Origin of the sequence: Psychroserpens luteolus, assembly GCF_021032705.1 — a bacterium.
Lineage (GTDB): Bacteria > Bacteroidota > Bacteroidia > Flavobacteriales > Flavobacteriaceae > Psychroserpens > Psychroserpens luteolus.
Map to the genome: position 1 here is coordinate 614,615 of NZ_JAHVXI010000002.1, position 17,378 is coordinate 631,992.

Below are 17,378 nucleotides of genomic sequence, written 5' to 3' on the forward strand. Positions count from 1 at the left end.
TGTAAATCACATATTTCAATTAAAGGTCTTTCTAAATTCTAATGGAGATTGTTCCGTTTTACTTTTGAAAAGCTTTGTAAATGATGCAGGACGTTCAAAACCCAAACCGTAAGCAATTTCACTAACTGAAAGCATAGATGTTGATAATTGCTCTTTCGCTTTTTCTATTAATTTATTATGAATGTGCTGCTGTGTGCTTTGCCCTGTAAGTGATTTAAGTATGCCGCTCAAATAGTTTGGTGACAAGTTAAGGTTTTCTGCAACCCACTGTACTGTAGGCAATCCTTTATCAATCAAATTATCATCTTCAAAATAATGTGATAATAGGGTTTCCAAACGCGATAAGATTCCATGATTTGTAATTTGTCGTGTAATAAACTGACGTTCATAAAAGCGTTCAGCATAATTAAGCAATAACTCCAATTGTGAAATAATAATATTCTGACTAAACTTATCAATATTAGATTGGTATTCTCGCTGTATATTTTTCAGAAGATCAACCATCATCTGCTCTTCTTTTTCAGAAAGAAACAAACCTTCGTTAATAGCATAACCAAAAAACTCATAGTCCTTAATGCGTTTGGCCAAAAATGTATGCCATAAAAAATCGGGATGCACCAACAACAACCAGCCTGAAGGTTTATCACTAGTTACATTGGGATTACTCCCCAAACTCATGACTTGATGTGGTGCCACGAATGTCATGACACCTTCATCAAAATCATACTCTTGCTGACCATAAAAAAACTTATAAGGTATGTTGCGTTTTAATCCGATGGTATAGTAATCCTGTTTCCATTTTAAAGTACTTATATGTTCTGGATACTGCACCTCACTGTAATCTACTAGACTAATCAACGGATGCTCTGGTGCTGCGATATTTGCCAATTTATGGTAATCTCCTATTTTTTTAAAATGTTTTAGATCTTTCATCATTATAAATTTATGGAAAAGATCTTACACTAACATACCGCCAGAGACTTCAATGCGTTGTCCGTTCACCCAACCCGCTCTATCCGAACATAAGAAAGCAACAGTGCCTCCAATGTCTTCGGCTTCACCTACACGTCCTAATGCAGTAATACTAGCTATCAAGGCTCCTTTTTCGGGATCACGATTACTACCTCCTGCAAAATCGGTTGCAATAGCTCCAGGAGCAATCACATTAGCTGTGATTTGTCTTGACCCCAATTCTTTTGCCAAATAACGCGTAAATACTTCTAATCCACCTTTCATCATGGCATAAGCCGACATACCTGGTAAACTAAAACGTGCCAATCCACTAGAGATATTGATAATTCGGCCACCTTCGTTGATATGTGGTAATGCTACCTGTGTTAAAAAATAGATGCTTTTAAGGTGTACATTCATCATGGCGTCAAATTGTGCCACTGTAGTATCAGTAATGAGATTATACGTTCCTGTACCTGCATTATTAATCAAAAAATCGAAATTTGGGCTCCCATACTCTTCATTTAAATATGCAGTGGCCTTGCTAATGAATTCTTTTCCGCTATTGTAGTTATTCGCATCAAAAGGAAAAGCAATTGCTTTTTGTCCGAGCGATTCAATCTCTGAAATCACTTCCTTTGCTTTCGTTTTATTACTGTGGTATGAAAATATAATATTCACTCCATCTTTTGCGAGATTAAGTGCCATATCGCGACCCAATCCTCGGCTTGCTCCTGTAATAATTGCTGTTTTTTGTCTCATTTTTATATTGTTTTTTAATTACAATACAAAGTTGAGTCTATTACCTTTGCTATACTTTTCCAAATCTATGATTGTCTTATCCTAATCTCAGTTCTAGTGTTTTAATAGTGTTAATTAGCAACTTACACGACTGGCATATCCAACGCCTCTTTAATCTTATCATTAACGATACGCCATACAGCAACTGCGTCAATCTCCAATTGATGGCGCTCCAATACCATCGTATCTTTCACATGATAATAACTAGTTCATCACCTATTGGTGTGATGGATATGAGATTCACCTTAAAAGTACCATCTGTAGATCCTGCCATTTTTTGAAAAACCCATAAAACCTTCAATACTTAGGGAGTCTCCATGTAAGTCAGGTAGTTTTGGACTAAAATAATGTCAAACAAAATTCTATTCTAAAATGTCTGTGGCTGTAGCAATATTAGTTGGATTAAATCGCTTCAAAAGACTTACATTTAGGTGTTCTATTTTCGTTACACTAAACTCTATTGGTTAAAATTCTTATTTAATGTTAATAGAACTTCAATCAAATACTATGATATTGGTGAATTGGCTATGAAGTTGATCTTTAAATTAGTCTCTTATTTTTTTCAGAATTGCAAAATGCCCATATATGTTCTCTGGAATGAACACCTCATAGGCACTAGTATGCTGCTTGGTAAATTCATCAACAGCAGTTTTTGCTCCCGTTGAAAAGAAATCATAATCATCAATCATAAAAATAGCACCTTTTTTAGAGGCCTTATGCAAAAAATCTAGAGCAATTTGAATTGGCTCGTAGAAATCGAAATCGACATAAGCAAATGATACACACTTTGGAAAGGATTCAAATTTGGTCTTTATTAATTCTTCAATAAATCCTTTATGAACCACAAACCTATCTTCTGGGAATTTTAATTTGTTTAGTCCGTTCCTTACTAAAGTTTCCGGATTACTAATAGTCCCAGCATAAGCTTTAATGTCTCCTAAATTAAAAATATCATCTTTAAGTACATCTTTCTCTGTAGGTTCAGGAAGACCTTCGAATGAATCAAATAAGTGGAGTTTTTTAGTCCAATCTCTTATTTCATTAGCGATGAGTTGAGAGGTTTTTCCTTGTGCCACACCAAACTCACAAACCTCCCCTTCAATAGTTTTGGTCTTGTGTAATGAGTTAATAATGAAATATGCTTCAGATGGTGGTGTTCCAGATAAATCTTTGATGAGTTCAGATCGTGTTTCATTTTCAGGAATCTCACCAAACTTTTGACCAAATAGGCTTTCAAAATTAGATACTAGGTTTTCGAAGTTTTTATTCAATGCATAAACATCTCCCTTGAAGCTGTTTGATCGTACAATGTCTAATCCAAATTTTCTCAAAATAACTCGTATTAGTTTCTTCATAATTTAGTTTTAATAGAAGTATACTAATACGCTGTACTTTCAACTCAAATTTAAAGACCGATAGATGTATTGAACCAAAATAAGTATTTATATTCAATTAGCACTATTCAACTCTTCAAAAATTTAAGCAAACCGCTCTAAATCAATATCATTGATTGCTCCATGAGATGCATGTGCTACAGTAGCGCCATTTTTAATGATCAATAATTGCGGTGATTGATGCATCACTTGAAACTTATAACCAACTTCATTAGACACGTCTCTATAACTTAAGAGATCTAAATAATACAAATCAAGATTAGCATCGACCTCATAAGCACTTACAAATTGGTTCATCACCATACTGCTAATTCCACAGCGTGTTGAGTGCTTAAATATAACTTGTGTTTTCGTTCGTGATCGTTGTTCGATCTCAGTTAGTTGTGCAACATTAGTCAACGCTTGCCAAGGCAATACTTTCTCTTCTTTTGGTTCAGATGACCCAAATATACTCTTTAAAAATCCCATAGTTAATCTTTACATAAATTTCACATGCGCTAAGCACGTTTACATAGTATAAGTCGTACCTTTAGTATAAACTTACAAACTGACGAAAAGTCACGCTATCACACACTAAATCGGTCATTTTGTCGTTTAATTTTCACCTTTTATAATTGGTAAGGTTATTGACCTATAGCTACCGAAAAATACTAATAAATAATAGTTTAAGATATATGAATTTTAATAATTATACCATAAAATCCCAAGAGGCGATCCAGCAGGCGCAACAGCTGGCACAAAGCATGGGACATCAGCAAATAGAAAATGAGCACATTATTAAGGCCATTTTCGATGTTGATGAGAATGTATTACCATTCATTTTGAAGAAACTGAATGTTAATATAGACGTATTAAAGTTAGCCTTAGATAAGCAATTGGAAAGTTTTGCAAAAGTATCAGGAGCAGATCTCATGATCTCTCGTGAAGCTAGCAAAGCGCTTAACGAAGCATCTATCATTGCTAAAAAAATGAATGATGAGTTCGTTTCCGTAGAACATTTGATATTGGCAGTTTTTAAATCGAAAAGCAAAATTGCCCAAATGCTCAAGGATCAAGGTGTCACTGAAAAGGCATTAAATGCAGCTATTGAAGAACTGCGTAAAGGCGATCGGGTGACTTCTCAAAGTCAGGAAGACACTTATAATTCACTCAATAAATACGCGAAGAATCTCAATCAGTTAGCTAAAGACGGCAAACTCGATCCTGTGATTGGTCGTGATGAAGAAATACGACGCATTCTTCAAATTTTATCAAGACGTACTAAGAACAATCCGATTTTGGTTGGAGAACCAGGTACTGGTAAAACAGCTATAGCTGAAGGTTTAGCACATCGTATCGTTGATGGTGATATTCCAGAAAACTTGATTGATAAGCAAATCTACGCACTAGATATGGGTGCTTTAATTGCTGGTGCGAAATTTAAAGGCGAATTTGAAGAACGTTTAAAAGCCGTGATTAAAGAAGTGACGACCAGCGATGGAGATATCGTTTTATTTATTGATGAGATCCACACATTGGTTGGTGCTGGAGGTGGACAAGGCGCTATGGATGCAGCAAATATCCTGAAGCCTGCTTTAGCTCGTGGTGAACTGCGTGCTGTTGGTGCTACCACACTAGACGAATACCAAAAATATTTTGAAAAGGATAAAGCTTTAGAGCGTCGTTTTCAGAAAGTCATGGTGAATGAGCCAGATACTGAAAGTGCAATCTCTATTCTTCGAGGCATTAAAGAAAAGTATGAGACCCATCATAAAGTACGTATTAAAGATGAAGCCATTATTGGTGCTGTAGAGCTTTCAGAACGTTATATCACAAATCGTTTTCTTCCAGATAAAGCTATTGATCTTATGGATGAAGCTGCCTCTAAATTACGTATGGAGATCAATTCAAAACCTGAAGAACTGGATGTATTGGATCGAAAGATTATGCAACTGGAAATTGAAATTGAAGCCATTAAGCGAGAAAAAGATGAAGTGAAATTAAAATCTTTACGTTCAGATCTGGCAAACCTTAAGGAAGAGCGTAACGAGATTAATGCGAAATGGAAAAGTGAAAAGGAAGTGGTTGATAATATTCAAACTACAAAATCAAATATCGAAGAGTACAAACTAGAAGCCGAACGTGCAGAACGCGAAGGTGACTATGGAAAAGTAGCTGAAATTCGCTACGGAAAAATTAAAGAGGCACAAGAGGCTCTTGAAGGCTTTCAGAAAGAATTACAAAAAAATCAGAGTGAAAGTTCACTAATCAAAGAGGAAGTCACTTACGATGATATAGCTGAAGTTGTAGCAAAATGGACAGGCATTCCTGTAACAAAGATGCTACAAAGTGAGCGCGATAAATTATTAAAACTTGAAGACGAATTACACAAACGTGTTGTTGGACAAGAAGAAGCTATAACTGCTGTTAGTGATGCTGTAAGACGCTCTAGGGCAGGCTTACAAAATCCGCAAAAACCAGTAGGTACCTTTTTATTCTTGGGAACAACAGGTGTTGGTAAGACCGAATTAGCAAAAGCATTAGCAGAATACTTGTTTGATGATGAGAATGCAATGACCAGAATTGACATGAGTGAATTTCAAGAAAGTCATAGTGTAAGTCGATTAGTTGGTGCGCCTCCAGGATATGTTGGTTATGATGAAGGCGGACAATTAACTGAAGCTGTTCGCAGGAAACCATATTCAGTAGTATTGCTAGATGAAATTGAAAAAGCACACCCAGATACATTCAATATTTTATTGCAAGTATTGGATGAAGGTCGATTAACAGACAATAAAGGTCGTGTGGCTGATTTCAAAAATACCATCATAATTATGACATCTAATTTAGGAAGTCATATTATACAAGAACGATTTGAAGCAATAAAAGATATAGATTCAGCAATTGAAGCCGCAAAAATTGATGTCTTAGGCTTATTAAAGCAAAGTGTTCGTCCGGAATTTTTAAACCGAATTGATGATACAATAATGTTTACACCGTTAAACAAAGCTAATATTAAAGACATTGTTGGTTTGCAGTTAAAAGGTGTTCAAAAAATGATTGCAAAACAAGGTATTACTTTTGACGCAACTCCTGAGGCTATAGGGTATTTAGCTGAAAAAGGATTTAATCCAGAATATGGAGCAAGACCTGTAAAACGAGTGATTCAAAAAGAAGTATTAAATGCATTGAGCAAAGAAATTCTATCAGGAAAAATAACGACAGATAGTATTATTTTACTGGATTCGTTTGACGATAAACTCGTATTTAGAAACGAAGCAAGTTTTGTTTCAGAAGAAATTTAAATATTCGTGTAACAAAATGATTATATAACAGTCTTTTAAGTGGTTGGTTAGTTGAAAAGCAACGTAAGTTTTAGAAATAAAACGAGCGTTGCTTTTCCGTTATAAGTGTTATAGATAATTAATTTTTATTAGAATTTCATACCTACTCCAAAACCAATTATTAAAGGATCTATATCTACTTTAGCTTCAGTAGATGCATCATTATTTAAAGTCACATCTGTATTAAGAAATAACTTCTTGACATCTAGGTTCAAGAACCATTTGTCGTTTAAGTTATAATCTAATCCTGCCTGTAGTGAAAAACCAATTGTATTTTCATAATCAATATCATCCAAATCACCTGCGTCTTCTGCATAGAATATGGTATAATTTATTCCTGCTCCAACATAAGGCTTAAACTCATCGGCATAAAAATGATATTGTAAATTTAGGGTTGGTGGTAATAACCATACATATCCTAAATCTGGACCATTCTCTACCTCTACCTCGTGCTTTGTTGTTGCTAAAATCAACTCTGCAGCAAGATTTCTATTAAAGAAATATGTAAAATCCACCTCAGGAACTAAAGTTGTAGATATATCAACATCTGCACCATCGATATCATCATCAGGAGAAGGGATTACAGCAACCACTCTAAAGCGTGCTTGCCATCTATTAAAGCTTGTGTCATCAGTTGAATTTGTCTCTTGAGCATTGACATTGGTCATCGTAAAAAGACCAGTCATTAGTAATGCGAAAATTATTTTTTTCATGTTATATCTATTTAAGATTTACACAAAATTAGATTGAAAAAACATTAAGATTTATGACAAAAATCATAGTCTAAAAACTTTGTTTTAAAAGCTGTTTTAAACGCACATATATAAATCTTTTTAGATTTAGAAATCACTGAAAAACAAATGGTTAGTATTTATTTCTAATAAAATGATTATTTTTAAAAGATGAATCTCAGTATACATCAAATTGATCGTGTTCTTTAAATAGATTTTCATTAACCTTTAAAACCCTCAACCATGAAAACAAAATACACTTTCCTACTTCTATTTACTCTTATTTACTCTAGTGCCAGTGCACAATGGGTGAATTTCGATGATGAAACCGATACACGTATTGTCATTACTAATGTTACTGGAAATACTGATGTTAACGCTGTAGACGATCAAGAAAAAGATTTGGCGGTTGGCGATTTTGATAAAGATTCAAAAATGGATCTTGTTGTCGTAAGAAAATCACCGTTTTCTGCTCCTGGAGCAAAAACAGATTTACTATTTATGAATAGAGATGGTGTTTTAACAGACGAAACTAATCTTTATGCTCCAGATTTCTTATCAGATGTTACAGATTCAAGAGATGTGATTTGTGTTGATGTGAATAATGATGAATGGCTAGACCTCTTTATCATTAGTACCTTTGGCGATCAACCAAAACTGTTTATCAACCAAGGAAATGATGTATCTGGAGATTGGCAAGGCTTTGCAGACGAATCCAGTACACGATTGCCTACAATTACAGTAAACCCCATACAATTTTGTGCAGGTTGGGGAGGCGATTTAACAGGGAATGATTCCAATGATCTTTATATGATAAATTATGCTCCTTCTGGGAATGCAAGAGACGTACTATTAATTAATGATGGTACAGGAAACTTCACTGATGAGACCGTAAGCCGCTTAGGTGATCTAAGAAATTCTAGTTTTGGAACTGGTGTTGAATTTCATGATGTAGATAATGATCTTGATTTAGATATTGTTAAAAATTTAGGTTTAAATGACATTGCTCCCTTTAATACCAAAGGCACTATAATTTTATACAATAATGGTGATGCAACATTTACCAATTGGCAAAGATTACCTGGTCCAAATCCATATATGTTTACAGCAGGTGATTTAGATGATAATGGCTTTCTTGATTTCTATTTAGTCGATGATGCAGCCGATTATGTTGATAAGGTCACAAGTGTCGTTATAGACCAAAGTGTTAGCGCAACGCAATATAATATGCCAACGAATAGAACTGATGGTTTTGGCGGAAATGTAAAAATGATTGACTTAGATGATGATGGCGATTTAGATATTGGTTTATCTAGCGTAGATACAGACCTCCCACCTTGTGAAACCAGCGAAATTAGACGATTTATTATTTTTGAAAATGACGGACTTCACAGCGGTAATTTAATACATCCTTATGGAAGCACCATTAATGCTTGGAATGTCTCAACTTATGATCATGATTATATAGACATTAATGACGATGGTTTTATGGATATCATTCTTGGTACATGTGATGGCTACAAAATTTTCATGCAAGAGAACACCTCACTTTCTAATCAAGAATTTATTAATAAAGAACTCGTTAGTGTTATTCCTAATCCGAGTAATGGCATAATCACAATCACATTAGATGATCGTATTTTATCCAATGTTTCAATTCAAATCTATAGTATTAATGGCAAACAACTACTCAATTTAGATGATGGTAATAGAGTTTCCAACGAAGTCACCATTGATATTAGAGATCAAATTAGTAGCGGACTGTATATTCTCGAAATAAAATCTGACAAAGGAATTACGACTAAAAAGCTAATCATTGATTAGGTAGAGACAAAAGGTTTACACTTCACTTTTCTTATAAATAGACATAAATAAAAAGAATTTTAATTATTCAATATACCAATTGGTATATTTTATATATATTTGTTGTCATGCAAACCAAAGCAGAACTTACAAAGCAGTTTATTTTAGAGACTGTAGCACCAATTTTTAATCAAAATGGTTATGCTGCTACAAGCATGAGCGATATAACACAAGCCACTGGTTTAACTAAAGGTGCAATTTACGGTAACTTTAAAAATAAAGAAGAACTTGCCATTTCTGCATTTAAATTTACTGTGAAAGCTTTAATGAAACGCATCGCTAGACATTTAGAACTTAGCGATTCGCCTATTCAGAAGCTATTTTTGATTTCAGATTTTTACAGAAATTATTATGATTATAGTAAGCAACTCGGTGGTTGCCCTGTACTTAACATTGGTGTAGACGCAAATAATCAAAATACACCTCTATTGGAAAATGTAAAAATAGTAATTGAGAAAATTCAAGACCAAGTAGCCACAATTATAGAAAATGGCATCGAAGCTGGTGAAATTTCAACCGAAATAAACGCCATGCAGTACGCTAAACGGTTGGATACCATGATTCAAGGCGCTGTGTTTATGACCTACACTATGGATGACGAATTTTATATGAAAGACACTATGAATCAAATCGATCAAATGATTCATAACGAATTAAAAGCTTAAAAATTTTAACCAATAATATACCAATTGGTATATTTTAAAAACGAAAATTATGGAATTACCAAAAATTGTAAGTAGTAAAACAAAAATTAGATTTCAAGATTGTGATCCTTTCAATCATTTAAACAATGGTAGCTATATCAATTATTTCATGAATCATCGCGAAGATCAATTAGTAGAGCATTATAATATAGATATCTATAAAATGGCACAGCAAATTGGAAAAAGTTGGGTCTCAAGCAGTAATCAAATTGCCTATTTAAAACCCGCTTTTTTAATGGAAACTGTAACTATAGAATCACAATTAATTTACTATGATTCTAGTCAGTTGAAAGTAGAAATGCGAATGTTCAATGAAGATAAATCACAGTTAAAAGCTGTCATATGGTGTAGTTTTGTTCATTTTAATCTTCTTAAGCAATCTAGAGAAACACATTCCGAAGATCTTATAGCTTTATTCAAGAGTATTCTTACACCTATAAGTGCTGATAAATTTGAAGATCGTCTGTTAGAATTTAAAAAAATAAAGGCTGAAATTTAAAACAGATGTAACATTTCGGTAGCTACACATACTTATTAGGAAATCTAAACTTAAATTATGAAAAAACTACTATTCTGTCTGACGCTATGTTTTGGCGTATTTAATGTATCAGGTGCTCAAGAACTTGAAAAGTCATTACTATGGGAAATATCTGGTAACGGCTTAAAAGAATCATCATTTCTTTACGGCACAATACATATGACCTGTAATGCTACTTTAGACGAAGACGTTCAAAAAGCCATGAAGGACACGAAACTTTTAGTTTTAGAGCTAGATATAGACGACCCATCTATGCAAACCACCATGATGAGTGGACTTTATATGAAAGATGGAAAAAACATTAAAGACCTAGTTAGTGCTGAAGAATATGAAACATTATCAAAATTTATCAAAGAGCAAATGGGAATGCCTCTTGAATCTCTCGGAAACGTTAAGCCATTCTTTATAAGTGCTATGTTCCTCCCTAAATTACTAGGCTGCCCAATCCAATCATACGAAGAGGCATTAATGAAAGTGGCTCATGAGCAAGGGGAAGAGATTCTAGGTTTGGAAACAGTTGAAGAACAATTAAACGTTTTTGATGAAATTCCTTATAAAGATCAAGTGGCAGATTTATTGCGCTCAGCAAAAGATAATTTAGCTCACGACAAGGAATCTTTTGATAAAATGCTCAAACTCTATGATACAGAAGATATCGAAGGTATGGATACCATGATGAAAGAAGATAAAAATTTATCAACGACTAAGCATAGAGACAAACTTCTTGACAACAGAAATAAGAATTGGATTTCAAAAATTGAAGATTTATCTAAGAAACAACCAACCTTTTTTGGAGTTGGCGCAGGCCATCTTGCAGGAGAAAATGGTGTTATAAAGCTATTACGCAAAGCTGGTTATACTGTAAAAGCAGTAAACTAAATCTCAGCAAATCTTACTGAAAGCCCCTAATTTAGGGGCTTTTTTGTTGAAAACCTGTTTAAAACTCATTGTTTATACAATAAAAGTTTAGCAATTAAGGTTATGATTATTAGATTTAATTGCTAACTTTGAATTGCTATTAATTCCCAAATTTACATTAGTTAAAAGCACTCTAGTTCTTCTTCAAATCAAGGATTAGTAAAAAAACTGCCTACTTTAATATGAATATTAACTCATATATTGATCATACACTCTTAAGTGCATCTGCCACTGAACGTGACATTATCGACCATTGCAATCAAGCCAAGAAACATAAATTTTATGCTGTATGTGTCAACAGTTGCTATGTCCCTTTAGCAAAACAATTACTAAAAGATACTAAAATAAAAATATGTACAGTTGTTGGATTCCCATTAGGCGCTTCTTCTACCGAAGCTAAGGTTTTTGAAGCCAAACAAGCAATAAATGATGGTGCACATGAAATAGACATGGTTATGAACATTGGAGTTTTCAAAAGCAAAAATTATGTCGAGGTTTTTAAAGACATTAAAGACGTTAAAACTGCTATTGGAAAAACCCCATTAAAAGTCATTATAGAAATTAGCGAACTTTCAAAAAACGGAATCGTAAAAGCTTCTGAAATTTGTCTTGATGCAAAAGTTGATTTTGTAAAAACATCAACAGGATTCACAAAAAGTGGAGCAACTCTTACTGCTGTGAAGATTATTAGAAAAACCGTTAGAGATAAATGTAAAATTAAAGCCTCTGGTGGTATCAGTGATTACGAAACTGCACGAAAATATACAGATATTGGTGTTGAACGCATTGGAACATCAAAAGGTGTAGCAATTTCTAATGGTGAGTTTTCACGTGCTAATTACTAATAGCTACACTCTATCATAATATAAGATTTAACATAGTTTTTTCAGTTTTAGAATTAGAGTCATTTATATTTGATCATCACTAAAAACTCTAAAATGAAATCTTCCGTTTTCATCTTTATTAGTCTATTAACTCTACTGTTTGCTTGTAATGGTCATGTAAAAACAGAGAACACTACATCTAAAAACGATGACAATCGTGTTCACTTCTATACAACAGACAGTATTCAAATCAAAGGTAAACTGTTTGAGATCAATAAAGAGGCTTCTATAATTCTATTATTCCATCAAGGTGGATCAAATTGGGAAGCCGAATATCATACCATTATACCCAAGTTAACGAACAAAGGTTTTAATGTTCTTGCTATAGACCAGCGAGTTGGCGGACAAATCTATGGTAATTATAATAAAACCGTTTCTGATATATCTACTAATAATTACGGATACTGTGATGCTTATCCTGATTTAGAACGTACTCTAGATTATGTGATTTCAGAAGGGTTTACTGGCAAAAAATTAGTTTGGGGAAGCAGCTATAGTGCTTCGTTAGCTATCCAATTAGCTCATAATAGATCAAATGATATCGACGCGGTTTTGGCATTTTCACCAGCCTCTGGCGATCAATTAAAAGATTGTCTTCCTAATCCGTATTTTGAAACCCTGAAAGTTCCGATGTTGTTATTGCGGCCTCAAAGAGAAGCCGAATTTCAAAGTGTGAAAGACCAACTGGCATTAGCGCAATCTTTCGGACATAAAACCTATGTGGCTCAATATGGTGTTCACGGCTCATCAATGTTAGTTGAAAGCCGAGTAGATCATGATGTCACAGACAATTGGAATATTGTAAATGAATTTATAGACCCTTTTAAAAATTAAAACCTAATGAAACATATTTTTACGCTTTTACTTATCGTTGCCATTTCTTTACCTTCATTTTCTCAAGAAAAAACTAAAGTAGAGTCTGAGACCACAACCTATTATTTTATTCGTCATGCCGAAAAAGATAGAAGTGATAAGACAAACAGAAATCCAGACCTAACCAAAGCTGGTAAAACAAGAGCCATCCATTGGAGTAAAATTCTTCAGCATGTGAAATTTGATGCTGTATACTCCACAAAATACAACCGAACTATGCAAACAGCTGCTCCAACAGCTGAGAAAAATAAAGTTGAAATTCAATTTTACGATCCTAGAGTATTATTTTCCGAAGACTTCGCTACAGCAACAAAAGGCCAGACAGTCTTAGTTGTAGGCCATAGCAACACCACACCAGCTTTTGTCAACATGGTTTTGAAGGAAAAGAAATATGAAGATATTGATGACAATAATAACGGAAACTTATATATCGTTACTATTTCCAATGGAAAAACGATAGACCAAGTCCTAACTATTAATTAACCGTTACATTTTCCAATTCTATCTTAGATAAGAGTTTCAAGGCACCTTGATCAAATAATTCAGCCAATTTAATCAATGGCATTGAAGGATTTTCGGGTTTGTAATTATTATAATCTACAAAGCGAATTCCCTTAACATAACGTTCATTATACGCTTCTCTAAACCGTAATCCTAATCCGTCACTCTCATTATAGGAATAAGCGAGATAATCGACTTTAAAAGTATCTTTATTGATCCAATAGATAAAGACATCTTCATAGTCCTCTCCTCCTCCATCCTCGTTGAATGTGACTTTAACTGTATGATAAGCCTTGTTTTTAATTGTTGTATCATCTAATAGCTCCTTATTAACAGCCTTGTCATTTAAACCATAAGGCAGCACAGAAAAATAATGAACAGAGTTTACCGAAGCTGAATATTTAACAGCCATCGAATCTCTAACTGCAAAAGGAATGTTATCTATAAGTCTCATGAATCCTTTATTGTTAAGGATATCCTTAGTCTCTTTAACCGAATCTTTAAATCTACGCTCTAAATGGAAAACACCTTTATTTCTAAAAGACATATAATGCTTGTCTCTAAAATCAAAATCTATGATAGTAGAATCTATTAAATGCCCTCCAGACACTTCAATAGTTCTATCAACAAGTGATTGAGCAGACATGTCTTCTCGAACATCCTGTTTACAATTTAGAAAACTAAAAAACAAAATAACAACTACTAGATATTTCATATACGATTGGTTTAAAACTAAGTCGGAAAACTAATCATTTCATAACAGCTATAAAAGTTAAAAATAATTACCTTTGCTCTCCATGCAAAAACCGGTTAACATAAAGAATAAAAAAGCAAAGTTTGAGTACGAAATTCTCGATACTTATACTGCTGGTATTGTGCTTACTGGAACTGAAATTAAATCCATTAGAGATAGCAAGGCTTCTATAGCCGAAAGTTTTTGTGAGTTTAATGATCGTGGTGAGTTATTTGTCATTAATATGACAATTCAAGAATATATCTACGGCAACTACTACAACCACAAACCTAAGGCCGAACGCAAGCTTCTACTTAATAAACGTGAACTTAAAAAGTTAGAAAAAGAAGTTAATGTTAAAGGAAATGCAATTATTCCATTGCGTCTATTTATCAATGAAAAAGGCTTAGCAAAATTAGAAATTGCACTAGGAAAAGGTAAAAAACTCTTTGATAAACGGGATACCATTAAAGATCGTGACAATAAACGAAACCTAGATCGCATTAAAAAAATCTACAAGTAACGCATTGTAAATTGTCATCCATTACAAGGCAATATTTAACAGTAAACTTGGTTTTATTTATGATTGTTTAACAAAAGTCATTTAAATTAATGGCTATGTTTGGCATCGCTTAGGCAACCTTTTTATAAAAAAGTGCGTCTATATAAAAAAACCATCAATCAATTCTTATGAAACAACATTTACTCCTTGCATTTGCACTTTTATTTAGTATTCACAGTTTTTCCCAAGTTAAAGGAACAGTAACAGACAACAATGACAAAGCCTTACCTTTTGTAAATATTTATATTGAAAACACCTATACAGGAACTACTAGCAACGAAGACGGAAACTATGAACTCAATATTACCAAATCTGGAAATTACACCGTTGTATTTCAGTATTTAGGTTATAAAACAGTAAAGAAAAAAGTAGACATCAATTCGTTTCCATATACTTTGGATGCAACTTTGTTAGATGAGGAAATCTCCCTAAATGAAGTGATTGTGAATGCCGAAGAAAACCCTGCAAATATCATCATGCGTCAGGCTATTGCTAAACGAAAAGAAAATCAAGCAAAAATACAGAGCTACAAATCAGATTTTTATTCTCGTGGATTGATCCGAATTAAAGATGCTCCAGAAAAAATTCTCGGTGCCGAAGTTGGTGATCTTGGAGGTGGATTAGACTCAACGAGAAGTGGTGTCATCTATTTATCTGAAACCGTTTCTAAATTAGAGTTTTTAAGACCAAGTAAACTCAAAGAAAAAATATTAGCCTCTAAAGTGAGTGGTGATGATAATGGTTTTAGTTTTAATAATGCTATTGACGTCGACTATGATCTTTATAATAATACGGTAGAAATAGGAAATCAAATCATTACACCAATTGCTAATAATGCTTTTGGATATTATCGCTACAAATTAGAAGGTATCTTTTATGATGATAGAGGAAACCTTATCAACAAGATTAAAGCAACACCAAGACGTGAAAATGACCCTGTTTTTGAAGGCTATATCTATATTGTTGAAGATCAATGGACCATATATGCGGCCGAATTAGATATCACAGGAATACAAGCCCGAATTCCAGCAGTTGATAAAATTACTATTACTCAAAACTTTTCGTTTTCTGAAAAAGATAATATTTGGGCAAAGATCTCTCAAAATATTGATTTCAAGTATGGTATCTTAGGAATTAAAGGAGATGGCCGATTTACAGCTGTGTACAGTAACTATGAATTCAATCCTGGTCTAACACGTAAGGATTTTACTCGAGAAATTGTATCGTTTGCAGACGAAGCCAATAAAAAAGATTCTACATTTTGGAATACCATAAGACCTGTACCATTGACACTTGAGGAGGTCACAGATTATGTCAAAAAAGATAGCATCCAAATTGTTAGAGAATCTAAAACCTATAAAGACTCTGTAGACAGCGTTAATAATAAGTTTAAACTCGGTGATGTTATTGGAGGTTATACCTACAGAAATTCTTATGAAAACTGGAGCGCAGGCATTTCTTCCCCTATAGAAGCTATTAGTTTTAATACTGTTCAAGGTTGGAATGCCAATATTGGTGCGTTCTACACAAAAAGTTTTGATGACTTTGAACGCTTCTTCTCTATAAGAGGAAACATTAATTATGGGTTTAGTGACGATCGCTTAAGAGGAACACTTTCTGCTACCTACAAATTTAACAATAAGAGTAGACCGTTCTTAACTCTTTCTGGTGGTGTTACAACACAACAGTTTAATGCTAGCAATCCTATTTCTAAAGCGTTGAATACTGGTTTTTCTTTATTTTCTGAAGAAAATTACATGAAGATCTATGAGAATAGTTATGTTCAAGCCTCCTACTCTAATGAGTTATTTAATGGATTTAGAATTAATGCAAATTTAGGCTACCAAAGGCGTAAAGCATTATTCAACACCACAGATCAAGCTTGGTATCCTAAAGAGGATAAGGTCTATACAAGTAATAACCCATTAGATGAAACGGCATATGGTGTGGCTCCTTTTGACACACATAACATTATGAAGTTTAATCTTACGGCTCGTATCAATTTTGCACAAGATTATTTGAGTTATCCTAATGGAAAATTTAATGTCCCAAATTCTAAATACCCAACAGTTATTTTAGGGTATGAAAAAGGCTTTGCATCATCTATAGATGACTATAACTTTAATCAAGTAAAGCTTAGAGTTACACAAGGACTTAATCTGGGAGACAAAGGACGTTTTAGGTATAATGCGAAAGCTGGTAAGTTCTTTGGTGGTGATGATATCGCTTTTGTTGATTTCCAACATTTTAATGGTAACCAAACTCAGGTTGGTTCTGGTTCATATTTAAATGTATTTAACAACTTACCATACTATACAGCGAGTACAAATGACTCTTATTTGGAAATGCATGCCGAGCATGATTTTAATGGCTTCTTGCTAGGAAGAGTTCCGCTTTTAAAGAAACTTAATTTTAATTTAATAGTTGGTGCTCATGCTCTATCTACTCCAGACAACAAACCGTATCAAGAATATACAATAGGTTTAGATAATATTGGTTGGGGAAAATTTAGATTTTTACGTTTAGATTACGTACGTTCGTATCAAAGCGGATTTCAAAGCGACGCGATTTTGTTTGGTTTGAAATTCTTCTAATCTAAACA

General features: G+C 33.7%; 16 protein-coding genes. 10 read left to right on the forward strand and 6 right to left on the reverse strand.

Features of this window, described 5'->3' with window-relative positions; all coding sequences use genetic code 11:
• Positions 1-15 precede the first annotated feature (15 nt).
• From KWG70_RS08460 to ytxJ, 4 genes are all read right to left on the reverse strand, one after another.
• A complete protein-coding gene (locus KWG70_RS08460) occupies positions 16-933 on the reverse strand; it encodes a helix-turn-helix domain-containing protein (protein WP_230935568.1) in 918 nt (305 codons plus the stop codon).
• A gap of 24 nt (positions 934-957) precedes the next feature.
• Complete coding sequence (locus KWG70_RS08465; RefSeq protein ID WP_230935569.1) at positions 958-1,713, reverse strand: SDR family NAD(P)-dependent oxidoreductase; 756 nt, start codon at positions 1,711-1,713, stop codon at positions 958-960.
• 584 nt (positions 1,714-2,297) lie between these two features.
• Positions 2,298-3,107, reverse strand: a complete 810-nt coding sequence (locus KWG70_RS08470; protein ID WP_230935570.1) for a TylF/MycF family methyltransferase — start codon at positions 3,105-3,107, stop codon at positions 2,298-2,300.
• A gap of 123 nt (positions 3,108-3,230) precedes the next feature.
• Positions 3,231-3,614, reverse strand: coding sequence for a bacillithiol system redox-active protein YtxJ (gene ytxJ, locus KWG70_RS08475; RefSeq protein ID WP_230935571.1), 384 nt, complete (start codon positions 3,612-3,614; stop codon positions 3,231-3,233).
• A 206-nt stretch (positions 3,615-3,820) separates the two neighbouring features.
• Here ytxJ and clpB point away from each other — a divergent pair, with 206 nt between their 5' ends.
• Complete coding sequence (gene clpB / locus KWG70_RS08480; RefSeq protein ID WP_230935572.1) at positions 3,821-6,430, forward strand: ATP-dependent chaperone ClpB; 2,610 nt, start codon at positions 3,821-3,823, stop codon at positions 6,428-6,430.
• Positions 6,431-6,558: 128 nt separating this feature from the next.
• Here the strand turns inward: clpB and KWG70_RS08485 are convergent, their stop codons facing one another.
• Positions 6,559-7,182 carry an OmpW/AlkL family protein gene (locus tag KWG70_RS08485; protein WP_230935573.1) on the reverse strand — a complete coding sequence of 208 codons (624 nt, stop codon included), beginning with the start codon at positions 7,180-7,182 and terminating at the stop codon, positions 6,559-6,561.
• A 261-nt stretch (positions 7,183-7,443) separates the two neighbouring features.
• Here KWG70_RS08485 and KWG70_RS08490 point away from each other — a divergent pair, with 261 nt between their 5' ends.
• From KWG70_RS08490 to KWG70_RS08520, 7 genes are all read left to right on the forward strand, one after another.
• Positions 7,444-9,024 (forward strand): T9SS type A sorting domain-containing protein, encoded by a 1,581-nt coding sequence (locus KWG70_RS08490; RefSeq protein WP_230935574.1) that lies wholly within the window; start codon positions 7,444-7,446, stop codon positions 9,022-9,024.
• Positions 9,025-9,131: 107 nt separating this feature from the next.
• Complete coding sequence (locus tag KWG70_RS08495) at positions 9,132-9,728, forward strand: TetR/AcrR family transcriptional regulator (protein WP_230935575.1); 597 nt, start codon at positions 9,132-9,134, stop codon at positions 9,726-9,728.
• A 49-nt stretch (positions 9,729-9,777) separates the two neighbouring features.
• Positions 9,778-10,266, forward strand: a complete 489-nt coding sequence (locus KWG70_RS08500; protein ID WP_230935576.1) for an acyl-CoA thioesterase — start codon at positions 9,778-9,780, stop codon at positions 10,264-10,266.
• 57 nt (positions 10,267-10,323) lie between these two features.
• Positions 10,324-11,184, forward strand: a complete 861-nt coding sequence (locus KWG70_RS08505; protein WP_230935577.1) for a TraB/GumN family protein — start codon at positions 10,324-10,326, stop codon at positions 11,182-11,184.
• Positions 11,185-11,405: 221 nt separating this feature from the next.
• The gene (gene deoC / locus KWG70_RS08510; RefSeq protein ID WP_230935578.1) at positions 11,406-12,068 is read left to right on the forward strand and encodes a deoxyribose-phosphate aldolase; all 663 of its coding nucleotides are present in this window, start codon (positions 11,406-11,408) and stop codon (positions 12,066-12,068) included.
• Positions 12,069-12,161: 93 nt separating this feature from the next.
• Positions 12,162-12,941 (forward strand): alpha/beta hydrolase family protein, encoded by a 780-nt coding sequence (locus KWG70_RS08515; RefSeq protein WP_230935579.1) that lies wholly within the window; start codon positions 12,162-12,164, stop codon positions 12,939-12,941.
• A 6-nt stretch (positions 12,942-12,947) separates the two neighbouring features.
• Positions 12,948-13,463 carry a SixA phosphatase family protein gene (locus tag KWG70_RS08520; RefSeq protein WP_230935580.1) on the forward strand — a complete coding sequence of 172 codons (516 nt, stop codon included), beginning with the start codon at positions 12,948-12,950 and terminating at the stop codon, positions 13,461-13,463.
• On the opposite strand, the gene KWG70_RS08525 is transcribed toward KWG70_RS08520, so the two are convergent.
• The gene (locus tag KWG70_RS08525; RefSeq protein WP_230935581.1) at positions 13,456-14,196 is read right to left on the reverse strand and encodes a DUF6503 family protein; all 741 of its coding nucleotides are present in this window, start codon (positions 14,194-14,196) and stop codon (positions 13,456-13,458) included. The two genes, KWG70_RS08520 and KWG70_RS08525, sit on opposite strands and share 8 nt — an antisense overlap.
• Positions 14,197-14,278: 82 nt before the next feature.
• Between KWG70_RS08525 and smpB the strand changes: the two genes are divergently transcribed.
• Positions 14,279-14,737, forward strand: coding sequence for an SsrA-binding protein SmpB (gene smpB, locus KWG70_RS08530; protein WP_230935582.1), 459 nt, complete (start codon positions 14,279-14,281; stop codon positions 14,735-14,737).
• A gap of 167 nt (positions 14,738-14,904) precedes the next feature.
• On the forward strand, positions 14,905-17,370 hold the full coding sequence (locus tag KWG70_RS08535; protein ID WP_230935583.1) for a DUF5686 and carboxypeptidase regulatory-like domain-containing protein: 2,466 nt from the start codon (positions 14,905-14,907) through the stop codon (positions 17,368-17,370).
• Positions 17,371-17,378: the final 8 nt, after the last annotated feature.